This is a genomic window from Ruegeria sp. CK2 (assembly GCF_056536585.1).
Map to the genome: position 1 here is coordinate 55,167 of NZ_JBQFPW010000012.1, position 21,509 is coordinate 76,675.

At 56.5% G+C, this 21,509-nt stretch carries 28 protein-coding genes; 13 read left to right on the top strand and 15 right to left on the bottom strand.

Going from position 1 to position 21,509, the window contains the following annotated elements; genetic code table 11:
• Positions 1-131 precede the first annotated feature (131 nt).
• On the bottom strand, positions 132-953 hold the full coding sequence (locus ACR0BU_RS17235; protein WP_480738209.1) for an ABC transporter substrate-binding protein: 822 nt from the start codon (positions 951-953) through the stop codon (positions 132-134).
• Positions 950-1,927 (bottom strand): prolyl aminopeptidase, encoded by a 978-nt coding sequence (pip, locus tag ACR0BU_RS17240; protein WP_480738210.1) that lies wholly within the window; start codon positions 1,925-1,927, stop codon positions 950-952. The genes ACR0BU_RS17235 and pip overlap by 4 nt, the downstream gene beginning before the upstream one ends.
• Before the next feature lie 48 nt (positions 1,928-1,975).
• On the opposite strand from pip, the gene ubiG reads away from it, so the two are divergent.
• Both ubiG and ACR0BU_RS17250 read left to right on the top strand, forming a co-directional pair.
• Positions 1,976-2,722, top strand: coding sequence for a bifunctional 2-polyprenyl-6-hydroxyphenol methylase/3-demethylubiquinol 3-O-methyltransferase UbiG (ubiG, locus tag ACR0BU_RS17245; RefSeq protein ID WP_300071597.1), 747 nt, complete (start codon positions 1,976-1,978; stop codon positions 2,720-2,722).
• Between the two features lie 10 nt (positions 2,723-2,732).
• Positions 2,733-3,320, top strand: coding sequence for a hypothetical protein (locus ACR0BU_RS17250; RefSeq protein WP_300071595.1), 588 nt, complete (start codon positions 2,733-2,735; stop codon positions 3,318-3,320).
• Positions 3,321-3,512: 192 nt separating this feature from the next.
• Here ACR0BU_RS17250 and ACR0BU_RS17255 read toward each other — a convergent pair whose 3' ends face one another.
• The 4 genes from ACR0BU_RS17255 to ACR0BU_RS17270 are packed head-to-tail and all read right to left on the bottom strand — an operon-like array spanning position 3,513 to position 5,857.
• Positions 3,513-3,953, bottom strand: a complete 441-nt coding sequence (locus ACR0BU_RS17255) for a MarR family winged helix-turn-helix transcriptional regulator (RefSeq protein ID WP_300071593.1) — start codon at positions 3,951-3,953, stop codon at positions 3,513-3,515.
• 14 nt (positions 3,954-3,967) lie between these two features.
• Positions 3,968-4,798, bottom strand: a complete 831-nt coding sequence (locus ACR0BU_RS17260) for a carbon-nitrogen hydrolase family protein (RefSeq protein WP_480738211.1) — start codon at positions 4,796-4,798, stop codon at positions 3,968-3,970.
• On the bottom strand, positions 4,798-5,055 hold the full coding sequence (grxC, locus tag ACR0BU_RS17265; RefSeq protein WP_300071590.1) for a glutaredoxin 3: 258 nt from the start codon (positions 5,053-5,055) through the stop codon (positions 4,798-4,800). The genes ACR0BU_RS17260 and grxC overlap by 1 nt, the downstream gene beginning before the upstream one ends.
• 37 nt (positions 5,056-5,092) lie before the next feature.
• Positions 5,093-5,857 carry a double zinc ribbon domain-containing protein gene (locus tag ACR0BU_RS17270; protein ID WP_480738212.1) on the bottom strand — a complete coding sequence of 255 codons (765 nt, stop codon included), beginning with the start codon at positions 5,855-5,857 and terminating at the stop codon, positions 5,093-5,095.
• On the opposite strand from ACR0BU_RS17270, the gene ACR0BU_RS17275 reads away from it, so the two are divergent.
• Positions 5,838-6,668, top strand: a complete 831-nt coding sequence (locus ACR0BU_RS17275) for a class I SAM-dependent methyltransferase (RefSeq protein ID WP_298936421.1) — start codon at positions 5,838-5,840, stop codon at positions 6,666-6,668. The two genes, ACR0BU_RS17270 and ACR0BU_RS17275, sit on opposite strands and share 20 nt — an antisense overlap.
• 56 nt (positions 6,669-6,724) lie before the next feature.
• Positions 6,725-7,774 (top strand): ferrochelatase, encoded by a 1,050-nt coding sequence (gene hemH / locus ACR0BU_RS17280; RefSeq protein WP_480738213.1) that lies wholly within the window; start codon positions 6,725-6,727, stop codon positions 7,772-7,774.
• A 74-nt stretch (positions 7,775-7,848) separates the two neighbouring features.
• On the opposite strand, the gene ACR0BU_RS17285 is transcribed toward hemH, so the two are convergent.
• Complete coding sequence (locus ACR0BU_RS17285) at positions 7,849-8,031, bottom strand: hypothetical protein (RefSeq protein WP_120631809.1); 183 nt, start codon at positions 8,029-8,031, stop codon at positions 7,849-7,851.
• A gap of 140 nt (positions 8,032-8,171) precedes the next feature.
• Positions 8,172-8,771 (bottom strand): L,D-transpeptidase, encoded by a 600-nt coding sequence (locus ACR0BU_RS17290; protein ID WP_298936424.1) that lies wholly within the window; start codon positions 8,769-8,771, stop codon positions 8,172-8,174.
• Positions 8,772-8,940: 169 nt separating this feature from the next.
• Here ACR0BU_RS17290 and dalA point away from each other — a divergent pair, with 169 nt between their 5' ends.
• A complete protein-coding gene (gene dalA / locus ACR0BU_RS17295) occupies positions 8,941-9,456 on the top strand; it encodes a divisome-associated lipoprotein DalA (RefSeq protein WP_300071582.1) in 516 nt (171 codons plus the stop codon).
• Positions 9,457-9,507: 51 nt separating this feature from the next.
• Here dalA and ACR0BU_RS17300 read toward each other — a convergent pair whose 3' ends face one another.
• From ACR0BU_RS17300 to ACR0BU_RS17330, 7 genes are all read right to left on the bottom strand, one after another.
• Positions 9,508-9,972 (bottom strand): PTS sugar transporter subunit IIA, encoded by a 465-nt coding sequence (locus ACR0BU_RS17300; RefSeq protein ID WP_298936426.1) that lies wholly within the window; start codon positions 9,970-9,972, stop codon positions 9,508-9,510.
• 60 nt (positions 9,973-10,032) lie between these two features.
• The gene (gene hpf, locus ACR0BU_RS17305) at positions 10,033-10,596 is read right to left on the bottom strand and encodes a ribosome hibernation-promoting factor, HPF/YfiA family (RefSeq protein ID WP_298936427.1); all 564 of its coding nucleotides are present in this window, start codon (positions 10,594-10,596) and stop codon (positions 10,033-10,035) included.
• A gap of 252 nt (positions 10,597-10,848) precedes the next feature.
• The gene (gene lptB / locus ACR0BU_RS17310) at positions 10,849-11,607 is read right to left on the bottom strand and encodes an LPS export ABC transporter ATP-binding protein (protein WP_298936428.1); all 759 of its coding nucleotides are present in this window, start codon (positions 11,605-11,607) and stop codon (positions 10,849-10,851) included.
• Complete coding sequence (locus tag ACR0BU_RS17315) at positions 11,607-12,098, bottom strand: LptA/OstA family protein (protein WP_298936429.1); 492 nt, start codon at positions 12,096-12,098, stop codon at positions 11,607-11,609. The genes lptB and ACR0BU_RS17315 overlap by 1 nt, the downstream gene beginning before the upstream one ends.
• Before the next feature lie 3 nt (positions 12,099-12,101).
• Positions 12,102-12,701: an LPS export ABC transporter periplasmic protein LptC gene (locus tag ACR0BU_RS17320; protein ID WP_298936430.1), complete on the bottom strand. Its 600-nt coding sequence runs from the start codon at positions 12,699-12,701 to the stop codon at positions 12,102-12,104.
• An 11-nt stretch (positions 12,702-12,712) separates the two neighbouring features.
• Positions 12,713-13,681 carry a KpsF/GutQ family sugar-phosphate isomerase gene (locus ACR0BU_RS17325; RefSeq protein ID WP_298936431.1) on the bottom strand — a complete coding sequence of 323 codons (969 nt, stop codon included), beginning with the start codon at positions 13,679-13,681 and terminating at the stop codon, positions 12,713-12,715.
• The gene (locus ACR0BU_RS17330) at positions 13,678-14,292 is read right to left on the bottom strand and encodes a ribonuclease D (RefSeq protein WP_298936432.1); all 615 of its coding nucleotides are present in this window, start codon (positions 14,290-14,292) and stop codon (positions 13,678-13,680) included. Before ACR0BU_RS17330 ends, ACR0BU_RS17325 begins: the two co-directional genes overlap by 4 nt.
• 131 nt (positions 14,293-14,423) lie before the next feature.
• On the opposite strand from ACR0BU_RS17330, the gene ACR0BU_RS17335 reads away from it, so the two are divergent.
• From ACR0BU_RS17335 to ACR0BU_RS17370, 8 genes are all read left to right on the top strand, one after another.
• Positions 14,424-14,687, top strand: coding sequence for a metal-sensing transcriptional repressor (locus ACR0BU_RS17335; RefSeq protein ID WP_480738214.1), 264 nt, complete (start codon positions 14,424-14,426; stop codon positions 14,685-14,687).
• Between the two features lie 3 nt (positions 14,688-14,690).
• Complete coding sequence (locus ACR0BU_RS17340; RefSeq protein WP_480738215.1) at positions 14,691-15,911, top strand: MFS transporter; 1,221 nt, start codon at positions 14,691-14,693, stop codon at positions 15,909-15,911.
• Between the two features lie 51 nt (positions 15,912-15,962).
• Positions 15,963-16,391: an Lrp/AsnC family transcriptional regulator gene (locus ACR0BU_RS17345; RefSeq protein ID WP_298936435.1), complete on the top strand. Its 429-nt coding sequence runs from the start codon at positions 15,963-15,965 to the stop codon at positions 16,389-16,391.
• Positions 16,392-16,464: 73 nt separating this feature from the next.
• Positions 16,465-17,160, top strand: coding sequence for a transglycosylase SLT domain-containing protein (locus ACR0BU_RS17350; protein WP_480738216.1), 696 nt, complete (start codon positions 16,465-16,467; stop codon positions 17,158-17,160).
• A 69-nt stretch (positions 17,161-17,229) separates the two neighbouring features.
• Positions 17,230-19,257, top strand: coding sequence for a flagellar biosynthesis protein FlhA (flhA, locus tag ACR0BU_RS17355; protein ID WP_480738276.1), 2,028 nt, complete (start codon positions 17,230-17,232; stop codon positions 19,255-19,257).
• Positions 19,254-20,027, top strand: coding sequence for a flagellar biosynthetic protein FliR (locus ACR0BU_RS17360; protein WP_480738217.1), 774 nt, complete (start codon positions 19,254-19,256; stop codon positions 20,025-20,027). The genes flhA and ACR0BU_RS17360 overlap by 4 nt, the downstream gene beginning before the upstream one ends.
• Positions 20,024-21,112 carry a flagellar type III secretion system protein FlhB gene (gene flhB, locus ACR0BU_RS17365; protein ID WP_480738218.1) on the top strand — a complete coding sequence of 363 codons (1,089 nt, stop codon included), beginning with the start codon at positions 20,024-20,026 and terminating at the stop codon, positions 21,110-21,112. Before ACR0BU_RS17360 ends, flhB begins: the two co-directional genes overlap by 4 nt.
• Entirely contained in the window at positions 21,109-21,495 is a 387-nt protein-coding gene (locus ACR0BU_RS17370; RefSeq protein ID WP_480738219.1) for a hypothetical protein, read from the top strand. Before flhB ends, ACR0BU_RS17370 begins: the two co-directional genes overlap by 4 nt.
• The last annotated feature ends 14 nt before the right edge of the window (positions 21,496-21,509 follow it).

Consider the following 21,509-nt stretch of genomic DNA (forward strand, 5'->3'; position numbering starts at 1 on the left):
CGCGCGGCCCGTCGAAATTTCCGGTGGAGCCTCGGACCAGAAGTCCGACACGCCGCTGTTGAAACGCATATACGCAGGACATTCCCAAACTGCAACCCCCCGAGAAAATCGTGATCGCAATTAGGCCGGTTTCAGGCCAACCACCACCGTTCCGCAATACGGCCGTCGTCCAAAGCACCGCGCTGACCGACCTGCCGCGGCAGTCCAACCGATCCGGCAATCGCCAGCGCCATGTCTGATTCGCCGGGATCGAACCGCAGGCCACGCTGACCCAGCAGGCCTTCGTGTGCGGGCAGGGCTGCGACATCCACATAGCCGTCCCGCAATGCTTCGGCGCGGACATGGGCGTCGGGAATGACGATCACCTCGAGCGCATCAAGCCACCCCGCCTGATTGTCTTTGTAATGCTCTGTCACCCTGCGACCAAGAAAGTGCCGCCCGTCCTCGGCCCGTTCTACCAGGTAACACCCCGTACCGTTGGCGGTCTTCAAAGGCGTCACACCCTGACCATCACGGGTGATGACATATCTATTGTCCGCCAACAGGAACGGCAAACCGGGATTGGGGTCGGCCAGTTCCAGTCGCACAACATTGGCGCCCAGAGCTTCGGCTTGCCCGATCTCCTCCAGAACAGCGAGAACGTCCCGAACCTTCAGTTCGGCGCCATCGTGATATTGGACATTTTCGCGCAGATCAAATTGCCAGACACGGGCGTCAGCGTCGGTTTTCCAGCCCGTTGCCAATTCGCCGCGCAAGGTGCCATCCGGGGCAATCTCGGTCAGAGTATCAAACACGGCGCCGCGAACCACCTGATCAAGGCTGTCGTCGCGTGGGACCGCAAGCCGCAATGTTCCGCCTGATTTCGGAGTGTCAGCCAATGACGCCCCGGTCGCGGCCAGAAGCGCAGCAGCAGCACCCGAGGCAAACAAGGCACGGCGGTCAATCCGGGTCATGCCACGCCCTCCGCCACACGGTCCATGATGCGAACCAGTTCGGCGCTAATCCCCGGTTCAGACAGGGCGTGCCCTGCGTTGCGCACCATCTTCAAATCAACATTGGGCCAGCGCTTAGACAGATTCCAAGCCGCCTGGGGCGGGCAGATCATATCATAGCGGCCTTGGACAATGTGGCCCGGAATATGTGCGATCTTGTCCATCTGGTCCAGAATTTGCCCATCCGCCTCAAGAAATCCACTGTTTATGAAATAGTGGTTTTCAAGTCGCGCGAAGGCCCGTGCGTATTCGCCAGGGCTTTCCCCTGTCGTCCCATTGGAATGGATCGAAGCCAGGGCGTTTTCCCAGCTGGACCAGGCGCGTGCGAACAGGATTTCCGTGGCCCGGTCACCTGAAAAGAGACGCTTGTTATAGGCGCCAATTGGGTTCGACAGTTCATCCTCGGACAGGAGAGACGTGAATTTCGACCATTGCTCGGGCCAGAATCTTCCGACGCCGCCGCCGTAGAACCAATCCAGCTCCACCTGGGTCATCAGGAAAACTCCACGCAATACCAACCGGCTCACGCGGTCCGGATGCGCTTGCGCATAGATCAGCGCCAATGTCGCGCCCCAACTTCCGCCAAAGACGATCCATTCTTCAATATCAAGCAAGCTCCGCAGGCGTTCGATATCGGCGACCAGATGCCAGGTCGTGTTGTTCTCCACCGACGCATGGGGACGGGACTTACCGCAACCTCGCTGATCAAACAGAATCACCCGAAAAACGCTGGGGTCGAAATAGCGCCGCATAGCCGGGCTGCATCCACCGCCCGGACCGCCATGCAACACCACGACCGGCACCCCATCTGGATTGCCGCTTTGCTCCATATAAACCTGATGACCGTCGCCCACACTGACCAAACGCTGATCGAACGGGTCGATCGGCGGGTACAGATACTGAACTGCGCGCTTTTGGTCCGGGTACTTGTCCATTATGGGCCTATATAGTCCTTAAGCGTAAAAGAGCATACGGAGACAGGAATGCAAGCGCATCCGAACACGGTGGACCCATCCGAGATCGCAAAATTCGAGGCGATGGCCGCAGAATGGTGGGACCCGCATGGGAAATTCAAACCGCTGCACATGCTGAACCCGTGCCGTTTGGACTATATCACACAGCAAATCGCAGGCGAATTTGACCGTGACCTGAAAGCCCCGAAACCGTTCGAAGGCCTGCACCTGCTGGATATCGGCTGCGGAGGAGGCTTGCTGAGCGAACCCATGGCGCGTCTGGGGGCTGAGGTTGTAGGCGCTGACGCGGCCGAAGGAAACCTGCCTGTCGCTCGCATTCATGCTGAACAGTCGGGGCTGGACATCGACTATCGCCACACCACCGCCGAGGACATGGCCGCCGCAGGCGAACATTTCGATGTGGTGCTGAACATGGAAGTTGTCGAACATGTGACTGACCCGCAAAGCTACCTGACTGCGACGCAGCAGCTATTGAAGCCTGGTGGGTTGCAGGTGTGTTCCACCATCAACCGCAACCCGAAATCCTACGCCATGGCCATTTTCGGGGCCGAAGTCGTCATGCGCTGGCTGCCCCGCGGCACGCACGAATGGAACAAGTTCATCACACCTGATGAGCTGTTCGACCTGCTGCGCCAAGCCGGATTGGATCCCGTGGATCGTAAGGGGTTTGTCTTCAATCCGATCTTATGGAGTTGGTCGATATCGGACCGGGATTTGAGTGTGAATTATGTGACGGCGAGTTTGAAGCCGGAGTGAGGTAGATTTTTTGAGTCGATCTTTAAGTTATGCGCTGTGGCGCGCGGTATTTTCTGGTGCGGCAATTTCCGCTGCTACAATGTTCAATAGCACGCTAGCCACAGCACATGAGAATTCGGGCGTGTTCGTGTACGAACATGAAGGCGTTCCGCTTTCTGGCTATATAAGCGATCCTAAAGTTTCTGAGGCAACTCAGGAAATTGCAGATCGGTACTTGAGCGCTAATTCGAACAAGTATGATCTGGTAAGGGCAATCTATTTTTTTGTCTTCATTGACCCCGAGATAGTTTCGGAAGGCAAATTTGTGAAACCAGTTGGTTTAGACCTGCCGGAGAAAGCGACAACACTATTTGCTTCACACGAACTCTCTAACGATGGATGCAACGTAGGAAAAGTAAGTGCTACTAATGAAGATGTAAAAGGTGAGTATTTGGTATGGCTTATCCATGGCGGTGAGTTCGAGGGCGTGGATGGAATAGAATCCTGTCTTCTATTCGCAGCGGCGGCGGCGGCTGGAGTTGGCTTGCAAGGCAACCCAAAAATGGAGGCCAATGGTTTGCGGCGGCTTCTAGATGCGTTGATCTTAGGTGTAAAATGAATATCCAAAGAGGAGCGTTGAAGCAGGTCATTCTACGAACGTCGGCATTCTTTTGAATACTCAAGAATTTAGGGAGCGGAGCGACCCGTATATTATGGCAGCCTGAGTTTACTTGGCTTTATAGGCGCCACAGGTGTACGAATACGGTCGCAACGGTTTTTGACCTGGCCAAGGGCAACGGTTCGTTGCCCCCTACTCCCCCTCCAACTGCAACCGCAAATCCCGCAGCACGGGCAGAGTGCTGCGGACACGCTCCAACCCCAGCTCTCCGACCACACGGTTGATCAACGGGGCGATCGACGCAATCGCCTGATCGCGCGCGCGGCGGCCGGCGGGGCTTATGGCCACCATTTTGCGGCGGGCATCGTCCCAGTCAGGGCGGATGTGGATGTATCCGGCCCATTCCAGCTTGGCCAAAGTGTTGGTCATGGCACCTCGGGTCACGTGAAATGTATTTGCCAGTTGTGCCGGGCTGCGTTCGTCGCCGACAAAGACCAGATGGTTCAGCACCGAGAAATGCGAGATTTCCATGCCCTTGGGCAAAACGCGGCTCAGCCGGTTCCGCAACAGTTGATCGGCGGTCAGGATCTCGCTGAACAGCGTGACCGCCAGGGCATTGTGTTCGTCAGTCATGGCCCGATTCTGGATCAAGGCCCGTCGAAGGGACGGGTATGTGTCAGAGAGGGCACGCGTCGGCGTGCCTCTGTCACAGAACTATCATCCAAATCGAAAAAGTGAATGCCCGGATCGGTGCCTGCGTCGATCAGCACCTCTCCCCACGGGGCCACAACCATGCTGTGACCGTAAGTCTGACGTGTTTTCCCGCGCGTTTTGGGATGGTCACCCGTCTGGGCGGGCGCAAGGACCCAGCAGCCGTTTTCTATGGCCCGTGCGCGCAGCAACGATTCCCAATGCGCCGCCCCGGTGACCGGCGAAAAGGCGGCCGGAACCGTGATGATCCGCGCACCAGCCTGCGCCAAAGTGGCATGCAGATGCGGGAAACGTATATCGTAACAAATGGTCAGCCCAACTTTGCCAAAATCCGTCTCGGCCACCACCGCCGTTGTACCGGGCCGGTAGTTAGCTGATTCGCAAAAGGTCTCGGTTTCGGTAACCTGCACATCAAACATGTGGATTTTGTCATAGCGTGCCGCGATCTGCCCGTTTGGGTCGATCATAAAGGACCGGTTGGCGAACCGGCCATCCGCATCGTGGGTCTTGATCCCTAGCGACCCGATCAACAACCAGACGCCTAGAGCAGCGGCCTGCTCACGCAGGCCCGCAAGGGAGATGTCATCTTCTTCTTCCTGCAAAACCTCGCGCTGCCGTGTGGTGCTGTTGGAAACACAGTTTGTCACCTCTGGCGTCAGGATGAACTGTGCACCTTGCGCGGCGGCGTCGGCCATCATCGAGCGCACCATCTCAAGATTCTGAACCGGATCGTCAGATGAGGTGAGTTGAAACAGCGCGGTTTTCATCAGGCCGCCAACAGGTTGTCCAGTTTACCCTGCCGCTCCAGATCATACAGATCGTCGCAGCCGCCAACGTGGTCTGCGCCGATGAAAATTTGTGGCACGGTGCGTTTGCCACCCGCGCGTTGTATCATTTCAGGCTTGCGCTTTGGGTGCATCAAGACATCGATTTCCTTGAACTCGACCCCTTTCTGTTTCAGCAGCCGCTTGGCCGCATGACAAAACCCGCATAGCGGCGAGGTATAGATTTCAACCGATTTCATATTCCGTTCCTTCGCGTTTCGCGTAACTTGCCGCGAATTAGGCATCCTTGGCAACGCGCGCCAGTACCAACACGAAAATATGATTCGCCCCCAATGATATGCAAGCCTGTGTACATGCGGCCAGAGTCGCGCCCGAGGTCATCACATCATCGACCAGAAGAACATCCCGCCCGTGCATTCTGTGACGCCGCTTCGGATGTGCAGAAATCGCATTTTTCAATAATCTGGCCCGCTCCGCCGCAGTTTTACCGTCCAGCGCAGGTGTCTTAGCCCGGCGCGTCAGCAGATCCGGGCAGGTTTCCAACCCAACCTCTCGCCCAAGATGTTGGGCCAACAGCGCCGATTGGTTGTACCGTCGTTTGATCAGGCGTGACCAATGCAAGGGAACAGGTGCAATCACCATGCCAGGTCTGAACAGCCCGCGACCGGCCTGTGCCATCCAGCGCGCAGCGGGCCTAGCCAGCTCTGGCCGGTCACCATGTTTCAGCGCAAGGATCAAAGACCGGGCACGTCCCTGATACAACAATGCCGCGCGCCCCTCCCGCCAGGGGCGAGGCGCCTTTAGGCAATCATCACACTCGATTCGGTGGCCGTCTGTACCGCCGGGCAAGGGCATCCCACACCTGTCGCAAACCGTTCCGCCGATAAAGGGCGTATCGCGCCAACACAAAGCGCATAAGCCGAAATCTGATTCGGTCAACTCTCCGCAACTTAAACATCTGGGCGGATAGATTAGTTCGACAGCGGTTTGAACTCGCTGCCAGATGCGATACTTGCGAGCTATGAAACTGCCTGCGTCCACCGCACCCTCTCTGTTTGACCGGTCGGCCCTGACCCTGCGCCGCGCACGTGCGCAGGATGAAGCCCTGTTCCTGCACCGCGCCGCCGTAGACGAAGTGCAGGATCGGCTATCGATGGTTAACAGAACCTTTACGGCACCAGCCATAGTGACGCCTTTCCATCAAATCTGGCAGAGCGTTTTGCCAGACGCGAATATCATTCCGGATGATGAGACATTGGCATTGACCCCCGGCACACATGATTTGGTGATCCATGCCATGGGCTTGCATTGGGCCAACGACCCGGTTGGACAGCTCATCCAATGCAACCGGGCTTTACGTCCTGATGGCTTATTGCTGGTCGTATGTCTGGGCGGAGAAACCCTGCACCAACTGCGCGCCGCACTGGGGCAGGCCGAAATTGCTGTCACGGGTGGGCTTAGCCCTCGCATCGCTCCAATGGCTGAGCTGCGGGATCTGGGATCCCTGCTGCAACGGGCCGGGTTGGCGTTGCCAGTGGCCGATGCAGCCGCGCTGACGGCCGAATACAAGGATCTGTACCATCTGATGCGCGATCTGCGCGCGATGGGCGAAACCAATGTTCTGTCAGATCGCCTAAGAAGGCCCACGAAACGGCAAATCTTTGACCAGGCACAGAAAGCCTATAGCGAACACTTCGCGACGCCAGAAGACCGGCTGCCTGCAACGTTCGAGTTGATCTGCCTGACCGGCTGGTCCCCCGATGAAAGCCAGCCCAAACCCTTGCGCCCTGGGTCTGCCCAGATGCGCCTTGCCGAGGCCCTGAACACAGATGAGGGCAATCTGCCGGATTGACGGCCGGGTTTTTCCCTTTATCTCAGATCAGACCACATAAATTCAGGAAGCCCAATATGTTTGACGCAACCCGCCCCGCACATGCACCCGCCGACCATCCGAAGGTCAAAATGGGGCGCGTTGGGATTCTGCTGGCCAATCTGGGCACTCCGGAGGACTACACCTATTGGCCGATGAGACGTTATCTGAACGAGTTTCTTTCAGACCGCCGTGTGATCGACTACCCGGCGTGGAAATGGCAGCCAATCCTGCAGGGCATCATTCTGACCAAGCGCCCTTTCAGCTCGGGCGAGGCCTACAAATCCATTTGGAATCACGACAAGGGCGAAAGCCCGCTGATGACGATCACCAAGGATCAGACCGCAAAACTCCGCGATGCAATGCAAGAGCGTTACGGCGATCAGGTCATGGTGGATTTCTGCATGCGCTACGGTAACCCAGCCACCAAGTCCAAGGTTCGGCAAATGGTGGCCGAAGGCTGCGACCGCATTCTGTTCTTCCCGCTTTATCCGCATTACGCGGGCGCAACGACGGCAACAGCGAACGACCAGTTCTTTCGCTCGTTGATGGAGGAGGCCTGGCAACCCGCCAGCCGCACCGTTCCAGCATACTATGCGGAACCGAGCTATATTGACGCCCTGGCACAGTCGGTCGAACGCGCCTATGCCACAATGAACACCAAGCCGGATACTTTGGTCTGCTCTTACCACGGCATGCCCGAGCGCTATTTGCAACAGGGCGATCCCTACCACTGCCAATGCGTGAAAACGTCAAGATTGCTGAAGGAGCGGCTGGGATGGTCGGACGACCAGATAATCTCGACCTTCCAATCGCGCTTTGGTCCCGAAGAGTGGTTGAAGCCCTATACGGTGGATCACGTGGCTGAACTGGCGCGTCAGGGAAAAAAGAACATAGCCGTCATCGCACCGGCCTTTTCAGCCGATTGCATTGAAACGCTGGAAGAGATCAACGAAGAGATCAAGGAAAGCTTTGAAGAGGCGGGCGGTGAGACATTTACCTATGTTCCCTGCCTGAACGACGATGCGCCGCATATCAAAGCGCTCAGCACTATCATTGAAAACAACCTAAGTGGTTGGTTGGACTGACGCGCGCTACAGTTATGCGTGAAAAAAGGCGGTGGATTGCTCCACCGCCTTTTTTCCGAATTTCGCTCGTAGAATTAACCGGCTGCAACAGCTGCGGCAACAACGACCAGCAGAATCAGTGGCAGCAGGATGCCCTGCGAAGAACCCTGTGTTTCTTCTACAACAACAGGTGCCTCAACAACCGGCTCTTCCAGGTTGCCAGCAAAAGCGGTCGAAGCAGCAGCCGTCAGAGCAGCGGCGAGAACGAGTTTTTTCATATTAACCTCCAGAATTTGCGCAATTCCAATATCCGGAACCACACACCTAAGACTTACCTCGTGGCTTTTTTCTAATCAGCATTAAAGCTGGAATGCAATTGCAACTTGAGCGGCAAGCGGCTTCGAGCGCGAAAATGTCGTCAAATTAGCAACACTTGCGTGCCGACCTTCGTCATTGAAAACAACTCGGCGATGTCGTCGTTGAACAAGCCGATGCAGCCGTTGGACGACCGACGCCCAATTTTTCGCGTGTCATGGGTTCCGTGGATACGATAATACTTCCAACCTAAGTACAAAGCGTGCGTTCCCAACGGGTTATCGGGACCCGCTGGAATGAAATCCGGCCATTCAGGGTTTCTTTTCTTCATCGACGGCGTCGGAGCCCAAGTTGGGCCTTCGACCTTGCGGATCACACTTGTACGCCCCCGGCGGGTCATTTCTTCGGTCAATGGTACCGATGAAGGGTAAAGTTTGTAGGTTGATTGATCATCTGACCAATAATGCAGCGCACGGGACACGGTATCGACGAGAATGGCACCGTTTCGCGTGTTTGAGAAATAGGGCTGCCACTCGAGCGCACGGAACCCTGAAACGTTGCGACGTACTGCGGGTTCGTCCTCTGGTGCGGGGCGCAAGGGATCGCCGGGGATGTATTGCGCAATCGCCGGGCTTGCCAATGTTGCCGATGCACCAACAATAAATCCACGGCGGGTTGAAAAGGGAATGCGTTTCCTGACCATGAGAAGCGGTCCTTTGCTATCGCGACATCTGAAATTCGGGGCATTCTATGACCAGAATGCTTCAGTCGCAAACCAAACCGGCAGATTCACGCGACATGTGGCCATTGCGCATTTGCTCAGAACTGTAAGGCACGCTATGCCCTGTGACGACACAATAATCAGGTCAAACATGACGCGTATCGTTTCTTTACTATTGATTTGCTTTGTCGCGCTAGCGGCATGTACCAACACCGGAACTTCCACAATTGGCCCAGACGGGCGGCCTTTGCCGACTGTTTACAAGATTCGGGGCAACCCCGAAAAGCTGCAGTTCCGGATGCTTGATTCGGTGAATGCATTGCGGCAGGCACAGGGTCTGCAAGCCGTTCAGCTAAATGCGCAGCTCAACGCAGCTGCAGCAACGCATTCCAAGGACATGGCCCGACAAAACCGGCCCTGGCACTTCGGCTCGGATGGCTCATCACCCCTGGATCGGGCTGCACGGGTTGGATATTTCGGGACGTTTCTGGGCGAGGCAATCTCAGAAACCTATGAAACGGAGACCGAGACGCTGGCTGCATGGATGCAGGAACCTGGTCCGCGTTCTGTCATCATGGACGCCAAAGCTACTCAGATGGGGTTTGCCTGGCACCAAGAAGGCGGCGGCAAGATCTGGTGGACGCTTGAAATGGGAACTGGCGGCTGATCAACGCTGCTTGAAGACGACAAAGCCCCCATTTTCTGGGGGCTTTTTTGTTTACGCCGCTTGCATCGACTGCGCTTCGGTCAAAATAGCATAAAGCTTGGTCGGGTCAGGGTTGGCCCTCAGTTTAGCGCAAACTGACGTGTCGCGCAGCGTCCGCGATACCAAAGCCAGCGCTTTGAGATGATCAACACCAGCCTCTTCCGGGGCAAACAGCGAAAAAGCGATATCAACGGGCTGTCGATCCACCGATCCAAAATCGATGGGTTTTTCCAGCATGACGAACACACCTGATACCGTTTCAATTTCGGACAGGCGCGCATGCGGCAGTGCCACACCATGACCCACACCCGTAGGGCCGAGGCTTTCGCGCTCCAGCAGGCAATCAACAACGGCCTGGGCCTCAAGACCCAGTGTCGCTGATGCGACATCACCTATTTCCTGAAACAACCGCTTCTTACTGGAAGCTGCGGACAATACGCGTACTGCCTCGGGCTTCAGTATGCTCGAAAGCTCCATAATCATGCTCCATGACATTGCCCCTGCATTCGCCGGCGCCTGCCTCGCTATCTTTGCCTGTTACGGATCAATCCAGCCGATGTTTCCGTCGTCCCGACGATACACCACGTTCAATCCGTCCTTGTTCTCATTGCGGAACACCAACACCGGGGCGCCAGCCAGTTCCATTTGCATGACAGCTTCACCAACACTCAGCGATGGGATCTTGGTTTCCATCTCAGCCACGATCATGGGCTGCAGAGATTCTGGTTCGTCAGCCGTCCCTGATTCTTCAGACGCGAGGATATAAGAGGACGCACCAAAGAGTTCAACCGGTTCCGAACGATCCTTGTGATGGTCCTTGAGACGGCGCTTATAGCGGCGCAATTGCTTGTCCATCTTTTCACAGCACCCTTCGAACGCCGCGTAGATTTCTGTTGCATGCGCTTTGGCCTGCGCCGTCAGACCAGTCGATAAATGTACTGTAGTTTCGCATACATACTCATGCGCCGAACGGGAAAAGACAACATTGGCGTCCGTGGGGCGCTGGGCATATTTGCCCACAACCTCACCCAACTCGGTCTGCACATGGGTCTGCAGGGCCGCGCCGATGTCGATCTGTTTTCCGCTGATTTGGTAACGCATGTGGTCTCCTTCACATTTCACACCCATTCTGACGTCACGTTACGAGACGTGATTGTTGTTATCGGGTGGGGGGTAAGGGCATGTCCTGCGGTTGTCTGCGGTCACACCCTTCAAAGAAGGGACATCGTGATCCAGTCTGGAACCGAAGAAATGCCATACACCAATTGAGGCAAGAGACGGTGGAAGAGTCAATCAAAACAGGAATGTATATACGCGATTTCCGCCATGCACCCGGCGCAATTCCGCGCAAGCTTATGATATCCGGAAATTTTCACCCAAATACACGCGGCGGACGTTTTCGTTTTCCACCACTTCCTCTGGCGTTCCAGACATCAGCACCTGACCGTCGTGCAAAATATAAGCGCGATCGACAATCTCCAGCGTTTCCCGGACGTTGTGATCGGTGATCAATACGCCGATTCCGCGCTTCTTGAGATCGGCTACAAGATGACGAATGTCGCCCACACTGATGGGGTCGACCCCCGCAAACGGCTCGTCTAGCAACAGATACTTCGGGTCGGCGGCCAGACAGCGCGCAATCTCAACGCGGCGGCGCTCCCCTCCGGACAGGGCCAGCGCGGGTGCGCGACGCAGATGTTCGATTGAAAAATCCGACAGCAGCTCTTCCAACCGCTCTTTGCGGCGGTGGGCGTGATCGACGGTAATATCCAGAACGGCGGCGATGTTGTCTTCAACGCTCATACCGCGGAAAATCGACATCTCCTGCGGTAGGTAGCCGATACCCATGCGCGCGCGTCGGTACATCGGAAGCGTCGTCACGTTTTGCCCGTCCAGCGTTACGGTGCCCGCTTCGGGAAAGACCAGACCGGCCACTGAGTAGAACGTCGTGGTTTTGCCCGAACCGTTGGGCCCTAAGAGTGCAACCACCTCAGATCGGCCAAGCGTCATCGAGACGTCCCGGATCACGGTTTTCTTGCGGTAGGACTTGCGCAGCTTTTCAATTCTGAGCCCAGGATTACCCTCGGCAACTGACAGACTAGGGGTGGCCATCAGTTGTTACCCTGCTGCAGGATCGTCTTGACCCGCCCAGTCATGGTTGCCATGCCGGTCGTCAAATTTGCGTTCATCTGATCGCCGCTGATTATGCTTGGGCCTTGTGTCAGCAACACATTGCCCTTCATAACGATCACACCTGAATCAATCGTGTATTCAGCCCAGTCACCCTCGGCCGCGTCTGGCGGGCTAACCAGAACTACATTTTCTGTAGCTTCCATTCGATCAATGGCCGAACGGTCTTGGTTATAGATGACCAGAACCCGCTCGGCCGTCAGTCGCATTTCACCCTGAATGACGATGACATTGCCCACGAACTCGGCCGATCCGTCCTCTTGATTCACGTTCAGCGTTTCCGACGTCACTTCGACCGGAAGGCTGGGATCGGTCTTCACAGACCCAAAGGCCAGTTGCGCTTCCTGCGCAGTTGCAGAAACGGCACCCGTTACCAGTAAGAAACACAAAAGGACAAAACGAAAATCGAACACAGGTTATCTTTCTGCTTTTTCAGGCTCATATACCAGCTTAACGCCGTCTGTAAAAAGAATATGGACCGGACCATCCTTTTTTTCAGTTCCGAAAGTCATTCGCCCCGCTGAAAAATTGCCGATCACCCCGGTTCCGTTCACCTGCCCCGGCGTATCGCCACGAATTTCATCCAGCGATGTGTTCAGAAGATCCGTGGTAACCAGGATACCGTCGGTTGTGGTGATGACGACATCCCCGACAAACGTCGCCGTCCCCTGGTCTGGTCGTATCAGGCCTGAATTCGAGTCCAGCGTGATCACGCCTCCGTTCAACAGGCCAAAGCGCCCCCGAAACTCGGACGCAGCGGGAACCGATTCTTCCGAACCTTGGGTTGCCTGGGTCGCTTCGATCTGGACGTCTTCGCCTTTGCGCGTCGTTCCACGGTAGTTTGGCTGCGTAACCACTTGGTCTGCCAGACGGGCATCGATGTCTTTCTGAGCAAATGGAACCGACACATTGGTTTCAATGCTGCGGGACAGAAGGAAGACTGTGGACAGCATGATAATAGCCGCTAGCGGCAACAGAACCTTGAAGAACTGAACCATGCGCGAATATCGGTCCACTGCAGCCTCCCTCAGCCTAAACCGACACGCAGGCAGTCATGGATGTGCAACAAACCCTGCGCCTGGCCTGACGTCTCGGGATCGACCACAAAAAGAGATGTGATTTTTCGGTCGTTCATGATGGCCACTGCTTCTTCGGCCAACGCGCCCGGCGCAATGGTGGTCGGGTTCTGTGTCATGACTTGTTCGGTGGTCTTGTCCAGCAGTCCGTCCATATGACGCCGAAGGTCACCGTCGGTGATAATCCCCATCAGCACGTTTTGTGCATCGGTGACGCCGGCGACACCAAACCCCTTCTGGCTGATCTCGATCAACGCGTCGCTCATCGGGGTGCTTGCCGCTACCAACGGCAGCGCCTGACCAGTGTGCATCAGATCCCGCACGGTGCTAAGCCGGGCCCCCAGCTTACCACCGGGGTGGAACGCGCGAAAATCTTCGGGCTTGAAGTCCCGGTACTTCATTAAAGCAATGGCCAACGCATCCCCCATCGCCAATGTCAGCGTTGTCGAAATCGAAGGCACCATGCCAAACCCGCATGCCTCACCCATCGACGGGATCAACAAATGCACATCTGCCTGTTTCATCAGCGTGCTTTCTGGCTTGCTCGACAATCCGATCAGCGGGATACCGAACCGCCGTGTAAATGCCAGAAGGTTTGCCAGCTCGGGTGCTTCGCCCGAGTTCGAGATGGCAAGCACCACATCCCCCTTGGACACCATGCCCAAATCACCATGGCTGGCTTCGGCAGGGTGTACAAAATACGCAGGCGTTCCGGTACTGGCCAATGTAGCGGCGATCTTGTGTCCGATATGGCCGGATTTGCCTATGCCGCTGATAATGATGCGACCAGGTGCCTGCAGGATCAGCTGCGCCGCTTCGGCGAAATGCTCGTCCAGGCTCTCGGTTAGAATGTCTAGCGCGCGGGCCTCGTCCGTAATGACCTGCCGGGCCGTTCTCAGGAAAGATTCGTTGTCGGTCATGAGTGTGCAAAGATATCCGTTTCGGGCCAACCAGCGAGGTCCAGTTTCGCACGCATAGGCAGGAAATCAAAACAGGCCTGCGCCATCTCGACCCGGCCTTCACGGGCCAGCCGCGCGTTCAGTTCATCCCGCAGGCGATGCAGATACAGCACGTCAGAGGCGGCATAGTCCAGTTGTGCATCGGTCAGGGTTTCAGCCCCCCAATCGCTCATCTGTTGCTGTTTCGAGACATCAACCCCGATCAGCTCCTGACACAGGTTCTTCAGCCCGTGCCGGTCGGTATAGGTCCGGATCAGACGGCTGGCGATTTTGGTGCAATAGACCGGCGCGGCCAAAGCACCAAAGGTATGGTACATCGCGGCAATGTCGAAGCGGCCAAAATGGAAGAGCTTCAACACATCCGGGTTTTCCAGCATGGCACACAGGTTGGGCGCCGCGGTTTGCCCCTTTTCCACCTGAACGATATGACTGTTGCCATCCCCGCCCGACATCTGGATGACGCAAAGGCGATCACGATGAGGGTTAAGCCCCATGGTTTCACAATCGATGGCCACTACTGGGCCCATGTCCAACCCGTCGGGAAGGTCGTTTTTGTACAAATGGTTCGCCACGGATTTGTCCTTTGTGCCGTATTGCCCCGAGATAGGCGGTTTGACCTATAAACTCAACGCCACCCCTTTGACACTGGCCAATCCATGCCTCAGCACTTGCTTTTATCCCTATGGGGGGGATATGGATAGCTATGAAAGACAACCCGCACCAATCGCACCCACAAATCACCGCGCGCCTCAGGCGTGCTCACGGACATTTGGCCAAGGTCATTGCAATGCTCGAAGAGCAGGCCCCCTGTTCCGATATCGCCCAACAGCTGTTTGCGGTCGAAAAAGCGATCGTCAAAGCCAAGCGCGTTTTGATCCATGATCACATCGACCATTGCCTGTCATCAGACCGGGAAAGCAGTGGGCTCGACATCGAGGATTTCAAAACCATAACGAAGTATCTGTAGCTCATGCTAAGCGTCCTGCGGAGCCGGACCTACCGTCACTTGCTGGGGGCCCAAGTCGTTGCCCTTACAGGAACCGGGCTGGCTACAATCGCGCTGGGCCTGTTGGCCTATGATCTGGCCGGGGACGCCGCAGGGATGGTTCTGGGCACCGCTTTGACCATCAAAATGCTGGCTTACGTTGGCATTGCCCCATTGGCCGCCGCCTTTGCCGAGCAACTTGATCGCCGCAAGATGTTGGTTTTTCTGGATCTGGTGCGTGCGGTCGTTGCCTTGTGTTTGCCTTTCGTAACAGAGGTTTGGCAGGTCTACGTCCTCATCTTTGTGCTGCAATCCGCATCTGCCGGATTCACCCCGGCATTTCAGGCCACGATCCCCGATGTCCTTCCGGATAAGCGCGACTATACGCGCGCCTTGTCCCTGTCTCGCCTTGCAGTCGATATGGAAAGTCTGCTGAGCCCGATGCTCGCGGCCGCCCTATTGGTCTTTCTCAGCTTTGAGAGCTTGTTCTGGGGCACAAGCCTAGGGTTCGTCGCGTCGGCGGTTCTTGTTGTATCAGTGGCGCTGCCATCGCCCAAAGCGATCCGGCGAAAGGGGATCTACGACCGGACAACACGCGGCATTCGAATCTACCTCGCGACTCCACGTCTCCGTGGATTACTGGCGCTCAGTTGGTCTGCCGCCGCGCTAAGTGCGATGGTCATTGTCAACACGGTGGTCATTGTCCGCACCGATCTGGGCCTGTCCGAAAGCGCGGTCGCCATCGCTTTGGCAGGGTTCGGCGGCGGTTCGATGATAGCAGCCTTTGCATTGCCGTCCCTGTTGGATCAGTTCGAAGATCGCCGGGTCATGTTGACGGGATCTGCGATTGGGATCGCATCGATGGCAACGGCCGCGTTTCTGTCAGCCATGGCCCCTATCACATTGAGTCTGCTTACCATTCTGTGGGGTCTCGTTGGCTTTGGGTACGCTGTCACCCTGACTCCGTCCGGTCGCCTTCTGACCCGCTCTGCCCCAGCCGAAGATCGCCCGGCCCTGTTTGCCGCGCAGTTCACCCTGTCGCATGCCTGTTGGTTGGTCCTTTATCCGTTGGCGGGTTGGCTGATGACACGATTCGGCGCAACCGTTGCCTTGGCCTGGATGACCAGCGCCGCGATTTTCGGTCTGGTCACAGCAGTGTTGATCTGGCCGCGTTCAGAAAGCCACTCGGCGACACATCAGCCTTGAGCCTTGGCACCGATCTGAAATACACCATTGCGAACCCATGACGGAGACCCCATGGATCAGCTTGACCGCCGCATCATCGCAGCGCTGCAACACAACGCCCGCGAGTCGACTACAAAAATCGCCGCAAAACTGGGCGTGGCACGCACAACTGTGCACGAGCGGATCAGTCGAATGGAAGATCGAGGGGTGATCGCGGGGTACTCGGTTGTTCTGAGCACCCCCGAGGATGCCCCACGCGTACAGGTTGTTGTTTTGCTGGAAGTACAGCAGAAGGAAACTACGCGTATCATCAAACGGCTTGAAGCATATCCCGAAGTCAAACGCTGTTTGTCGATCAATGGTGAATTTGACCTGCTACTATCGGCCGAGGCACCAAGGATCGAAGATCTGGACATTATTGTTGATGAGCTGGCTAAGATTCCGGGCGTGTTGCGCACCAACACCAGCGTTGTGTTCGGCAGGCGAATTGACAGAAAGTGATAGGCCGATAACCGGCTGTAAACCAATGACTGGCTAGCTTGGTCCGGACTGATCAGAATCCCGGACCGGCAGAATGCCAAATCCCAAGTTCCCGTTTTTCCTATTCCTGACGCATGTGTTGATGACACCGGCAGTTTTCGCAATGCCCAACGCCCGCGACGGAATTTGTGATCAAGCCGCCCGGCGGGCGGCTTTGGCCGAAGACGTACCGCTGGATGTTTTGCGTGCCATCGCGCGCGTGGAAACCGGGCGCACCCGCGATGGCCGCCTGGAACCCTGGCCCTGGACCATCAATGTCGAAGGGCAAGGATATTGGTTCACCTCCGAGGTTGAGGCGAAATCCTACGTGTTCGAGATTTTCAAAGCCGGTGTGCGCAGCTTTGACGTCGGATGCTTTCAGATCAACTACCGCTGGCATGGCAAGGCGTTTCGATCCATCGACGCGATGTTTGATCCGGACGAAAACGCCGCCTATGCGGCTGGGTTTTTGAAACAACTACATGTCGAACTGGGGTCCTGGCCTGCCGCAGCTGGCGCATACCATTCCCGCACGCGATCACTGGCCGAAGCGTATCGCGGGCGCTTTCAGACCATTCTGGCGCAGCTTGATGGCACCCAGACAACACAAACCGCTCGGCTATCCCGAGATCCCTTTACCGGTGCCGCCGCCCCATTGATACCGCTTCACACCGAACAACCCCCGCAAGGGGTGCTGGGCTCCCTGGTGCCAGCGGCAGGAACTGCGACCGCCTTCATCGCCTTCAACTAGGAGCTCTGCGTGCCCAAGTTCGACCCCCGATCCCTGTTTTCACCCACGGTTTTGCTGGCGCTGGCGTTGATGACGGTCATCGTGATGATGATCCTGCCGATGCCAGCCTGGGTGCTTGATGTCGGATTGGCGACATCCTTTGCGCTTGCGATCCTGATCTTCACCCTGACGCTGTTCATCGAGCGGCCTTTGGATTTTTCATCATTTCCGACGATCCTGCTGGCATCGCTGATGCTGCGCCTGTCGCTCAATGTCTCGTCCACCAAGCTGATCATCGGGCAAGGTCATACTGGCCCAAGCGCGGCAGGCGACGTGATCGAAGGCTTTGCCAATTTCGTCATGGGCGGCAGCATCTTTCTAGGTCTCGTGGTGTTTGGCGTGTTGCTGATCGTGAACTTCATGGTGATCACCAAAGGCGCGGCGCGCATGGCCGAGGTCGGGGCGCGCTTTGCACTGGACGGGATGCCGGGCAAACAGCTGGCAATTGACAGCGACATGTCGGCAGGGGCCATCGATCACCAACAAGCCAAGGAACGGCGCGAACGGGAACAGCAGGAAACCACCTTCTTTGGCTCGCTTGATGGCGCATCCAAATTCGTCAAGGGTGATGCTGTTGCCGGGTTGCTGATCACTCTGTTGAACCTTGTCATGGGTCTGGTGATGGGTGTGATCGTGCACGGCATGCCGGTTTCATCTGCGTTCGAAACCTACGCAATCCTGACCGTCGGCGATGGGCTGGTCTCGCAGATCCCAGCAGTGATCATCTCAATTGCATCGGCCTTGTTATTGGCCCGGGGCGGCACCCAAGGCGCGACGGACAGCGCGATCTTCTCGCAGCTTGGGCGCCATCCGGCGGCATTGGGGACTGTGGCGATGCTGATGGTTCTATTCGCGCTCGTACCCGGTTTGCCGTTTCTGCCCTTTATTCTGGGGGCGACGGTTTTGGGATACGCAGCCTACCACGTCTACCAAAAGCAAAAAGCAGCAGAGGTCGAGGCTCAGGTTCCCGCGACCGAGACTGACATACCCGTATCTCAGGCCATCGGCGATATTCTGGATCTGGATGACGTACATCTAGAATTCGCACCCGATCTGGTCAGCATGGTCTTGAACCAAGGCACAGGACTGGACGCGCGGATCGCCAATATGCGAACCTACGTGGCCTCCAGCTTTGGGTTGATCCTGCCTGAAATTCGCCTGACCGATCGCGCCGATCTGCCAACCGGCACCTATGTGATCAAAGTGCATGGGGTCGAACAGGCGCGCGGCGTGTTGAACCCCGATCTGGTGTTGGCGCTGGTGCAAGATGGGTTGGAACTACTGCCTGATGGCAATGACGTAACCGAACCTGTCTATGGCGCACCTGCACGCTGGATTCTACCCAAGGATCAGGAAGAAGCCGCGCTGAGCGGGGCCACGATCGTGTCGCCTCCGGAAATACTTGCAACGCATTTGCTGGAGATCATAAAACAGAATTTCTCGCGCTTGCTAACCCTGAAATCCCTGCGCCGCTTGTTATCCGAAATGACCCGGCTCAGCGATCCAGTCCGGGCCGAAGCCAATCGCAAACTGCTGGATGAGTTGGTTCCGGCCAAGGTTCCAATTGACACACTACACGCTGTGTTGCGCCTGCTGCTGGATGAACGGGTCTCCATCCGGAACATGGCACTGATTCTGGAAAGCGTGGCCGAAGCACGGCTGACTACAACTCAACCCGAAGGCATCTGCGAGCTGGTCCGACAAAGGCTTGGTTTTCAACTGGTTGCCGATATGAAACGCGAGGACGGCTCGATCCCCTTGATCCAGCTTGCCCCAGAATGGGAGGACACGTTCGCTACCTACCAAATCGATGCTCCGAATGCGGGGTTGGACGTGGCGCTGCCACCTAACTTGTTCAACAAACTTGCTGACGGCGTGGCCGACAGTGTCACACAGTCCGCCGACCACGGCTTGTTTCCGGCCGTCGTGACATCGACCCGTCGCCGCAGGCTACTTCGTACAATCATGCACGCCCGTGGCATGTCCAACCCGGTACTGTCATTCGAGGAAATCGGGATTGAAGCCCGACCTGCCCTCGTTGGAACGGTGCCCGCGTGATTGCTCTGCCGCCCGAGTTATTACAACAACTGGGAGGTGGGCTATGGCAGCTATTCGCTGTATTTCTACGAGTATCCGCATTGGTTTCACTGCTGCCCGCCTTCGGCGAGCGCAGCATTCCGGTACGCGTCAAGCTTGGCCTCTCCGTAGCGTTTACGTTGATCATTTTGCCCACCATACACCCGCCTGACTTTGCACCTGGCTTTTTGCAGATCGTGCATCTTGTTGGGACCGAAGTCTTGGTCGGGATGGCTCTCGGAATGGGGCTGCGACTATTTGTTTTGGCACTACAGACTGCGGGGTCCATTGCCGCCCAGTCGACCTCTCTCTCGCAGCTTTTGGGCGGGGCAGCGGCTGACCCAGTGCCCGCGATGGGCTATCTTCTGACGCTGGCGGGATTGGCTTTGGCAACCTTGTTAGGCCTGCACATTCAGGCCGCACGGTTCCTGATTAACAGTTACATGCTTTTTCCGATGGGAACCGTTCCAGCCGCACCAGACTTGTCCCAATGGGGCGTTCAGCAGATATCGCACAGCTTCAGTCTCGCCTTCGCCCTTGCCATGCCATTTGTCATAGCCTCACTGATCTACAATCTGGCGCTGGGGGTCATTAACCGGGCAATGCCGCAACTGATGGTAGCTTTCGTCGGTGCGCCTGCGATCACATTCGCAGGTCTATTTCTTCTATTCGCAGGCACCCCTTTGATCCTGTCGGTTTGGGCCGACGACCTGTTCGCGTTCATTAACAATCCAGTTGGCCCAGCAAGATGAGCGCATCGGATGACGACGGCGATAAGCCCTTTGATCCCACGCCGCAAAAGCTGCAAAAAGCACGGGAAAAAGGCGAGGTTGCCAAATCCAGCGACCTTTCGGTCGTCGCGGGATACACAGGTTTGCTGATCGCACTGTTGATGGCCGGCCAATACACGGCAGAACATCTGGGCACCCTGTTTGCCGTATTACTGGATCAATCGGATGAGATTGCGCAATTGGTTTCGACCGGCCCGGTTGACGCTCCGGTCGCTGGGATGCTTAAAAATGCGTTGATCCCGGTGGCATTATTGTTTGCCCTGCCCGCCGCTGCAGTCCTGCTGAGCCTGATTGCGCAGCGCGCCCTGATCTTTGCACCCAGTAAGTTACAACCCAAACTGTCGCGTATATCCATTCCCTCGAACGCCAAAAACAAGTTCGGTCGAGGAGGGTTGTTCGAGTTTGCCAAAAGCTCGGTCAAACTTGTTATCTACAGCATATCGTTGGCTATTTTCCTCAAGGCGAATCTGACCGAAATCCTCTCGGCCAGCGCTGCGCCAGCAAAATCGTCGATTTTGTTGATGATGAACCTGCTGTTTCGCTTCCTGTTCATCGTCATCACTATAGCGCTTGCAATTGGTGTTGTGGACTATCTTTGGCAATATGCCGAGCACATGCGTAAGAATCGTATGTCGCGTAAGGAAATCCAAGACGAAACAAAAGACGCCGAAGGCGATCCGCACGTCAAACAAAGCCGCCGTCAACGCGCGCACGAGATTGCAACCAATCAGATGATGGCCGACGTGCCCGATGCGGATGTGGTGATCGTCAACCCCACCCATTATTCCGTCGCGCTCAGATGGTCACGCGCGATGGGCACTGCACCGGTATGCGTCGCAAAGGGCGTGGATGAAGTTGCCGCAGCCATCCGTTCAGCCGCCGGGCAAGCCGATGTGCCCATTCATTCCGACCCACCCACTGCACGCGCCCTGCACGCGACAGTGGAAATCGGTCACGAAATCGCTGAAGAGCACTATCGTGCGGTGGCCGCGGCAATTCGTTTCGCAGAAACCATGCGGAAGCGTGCAAAGGAACGGATCAGATGAATTACTCCAAACTGTCGGACCTCAGAAGCGTAACGGAGGCAGTATTCCAGAAACAATTTCAAACGCTACGCCCACTTCTAGAGGCGGAAGCCCAAATTCAGCGGCAACTGGCTAGTCTGGGTGTACAAGTCAGTCAGGCGCGTCGGGACGGGCCTCAGGCTGAGGGGTACAAGGTTACAGGGGCCGACATGCTGTGGCAGGGATGGGAGTCGTCTACCCGCCGGCAGTTGAACTTGGACCTTGCTCGACTGAGGGCTCAAAAACGCGAACAACTTGACGCGCTGAAGGCCGCATTTGGGCGCAAAGAAGCAGTTTCCAGTCTGTCCTCAGCCTTACTGAAAGACCATCGACGGGACGTCGCCAAAAAACAGTCGGACTATTAAGAGCGCCAAATGCG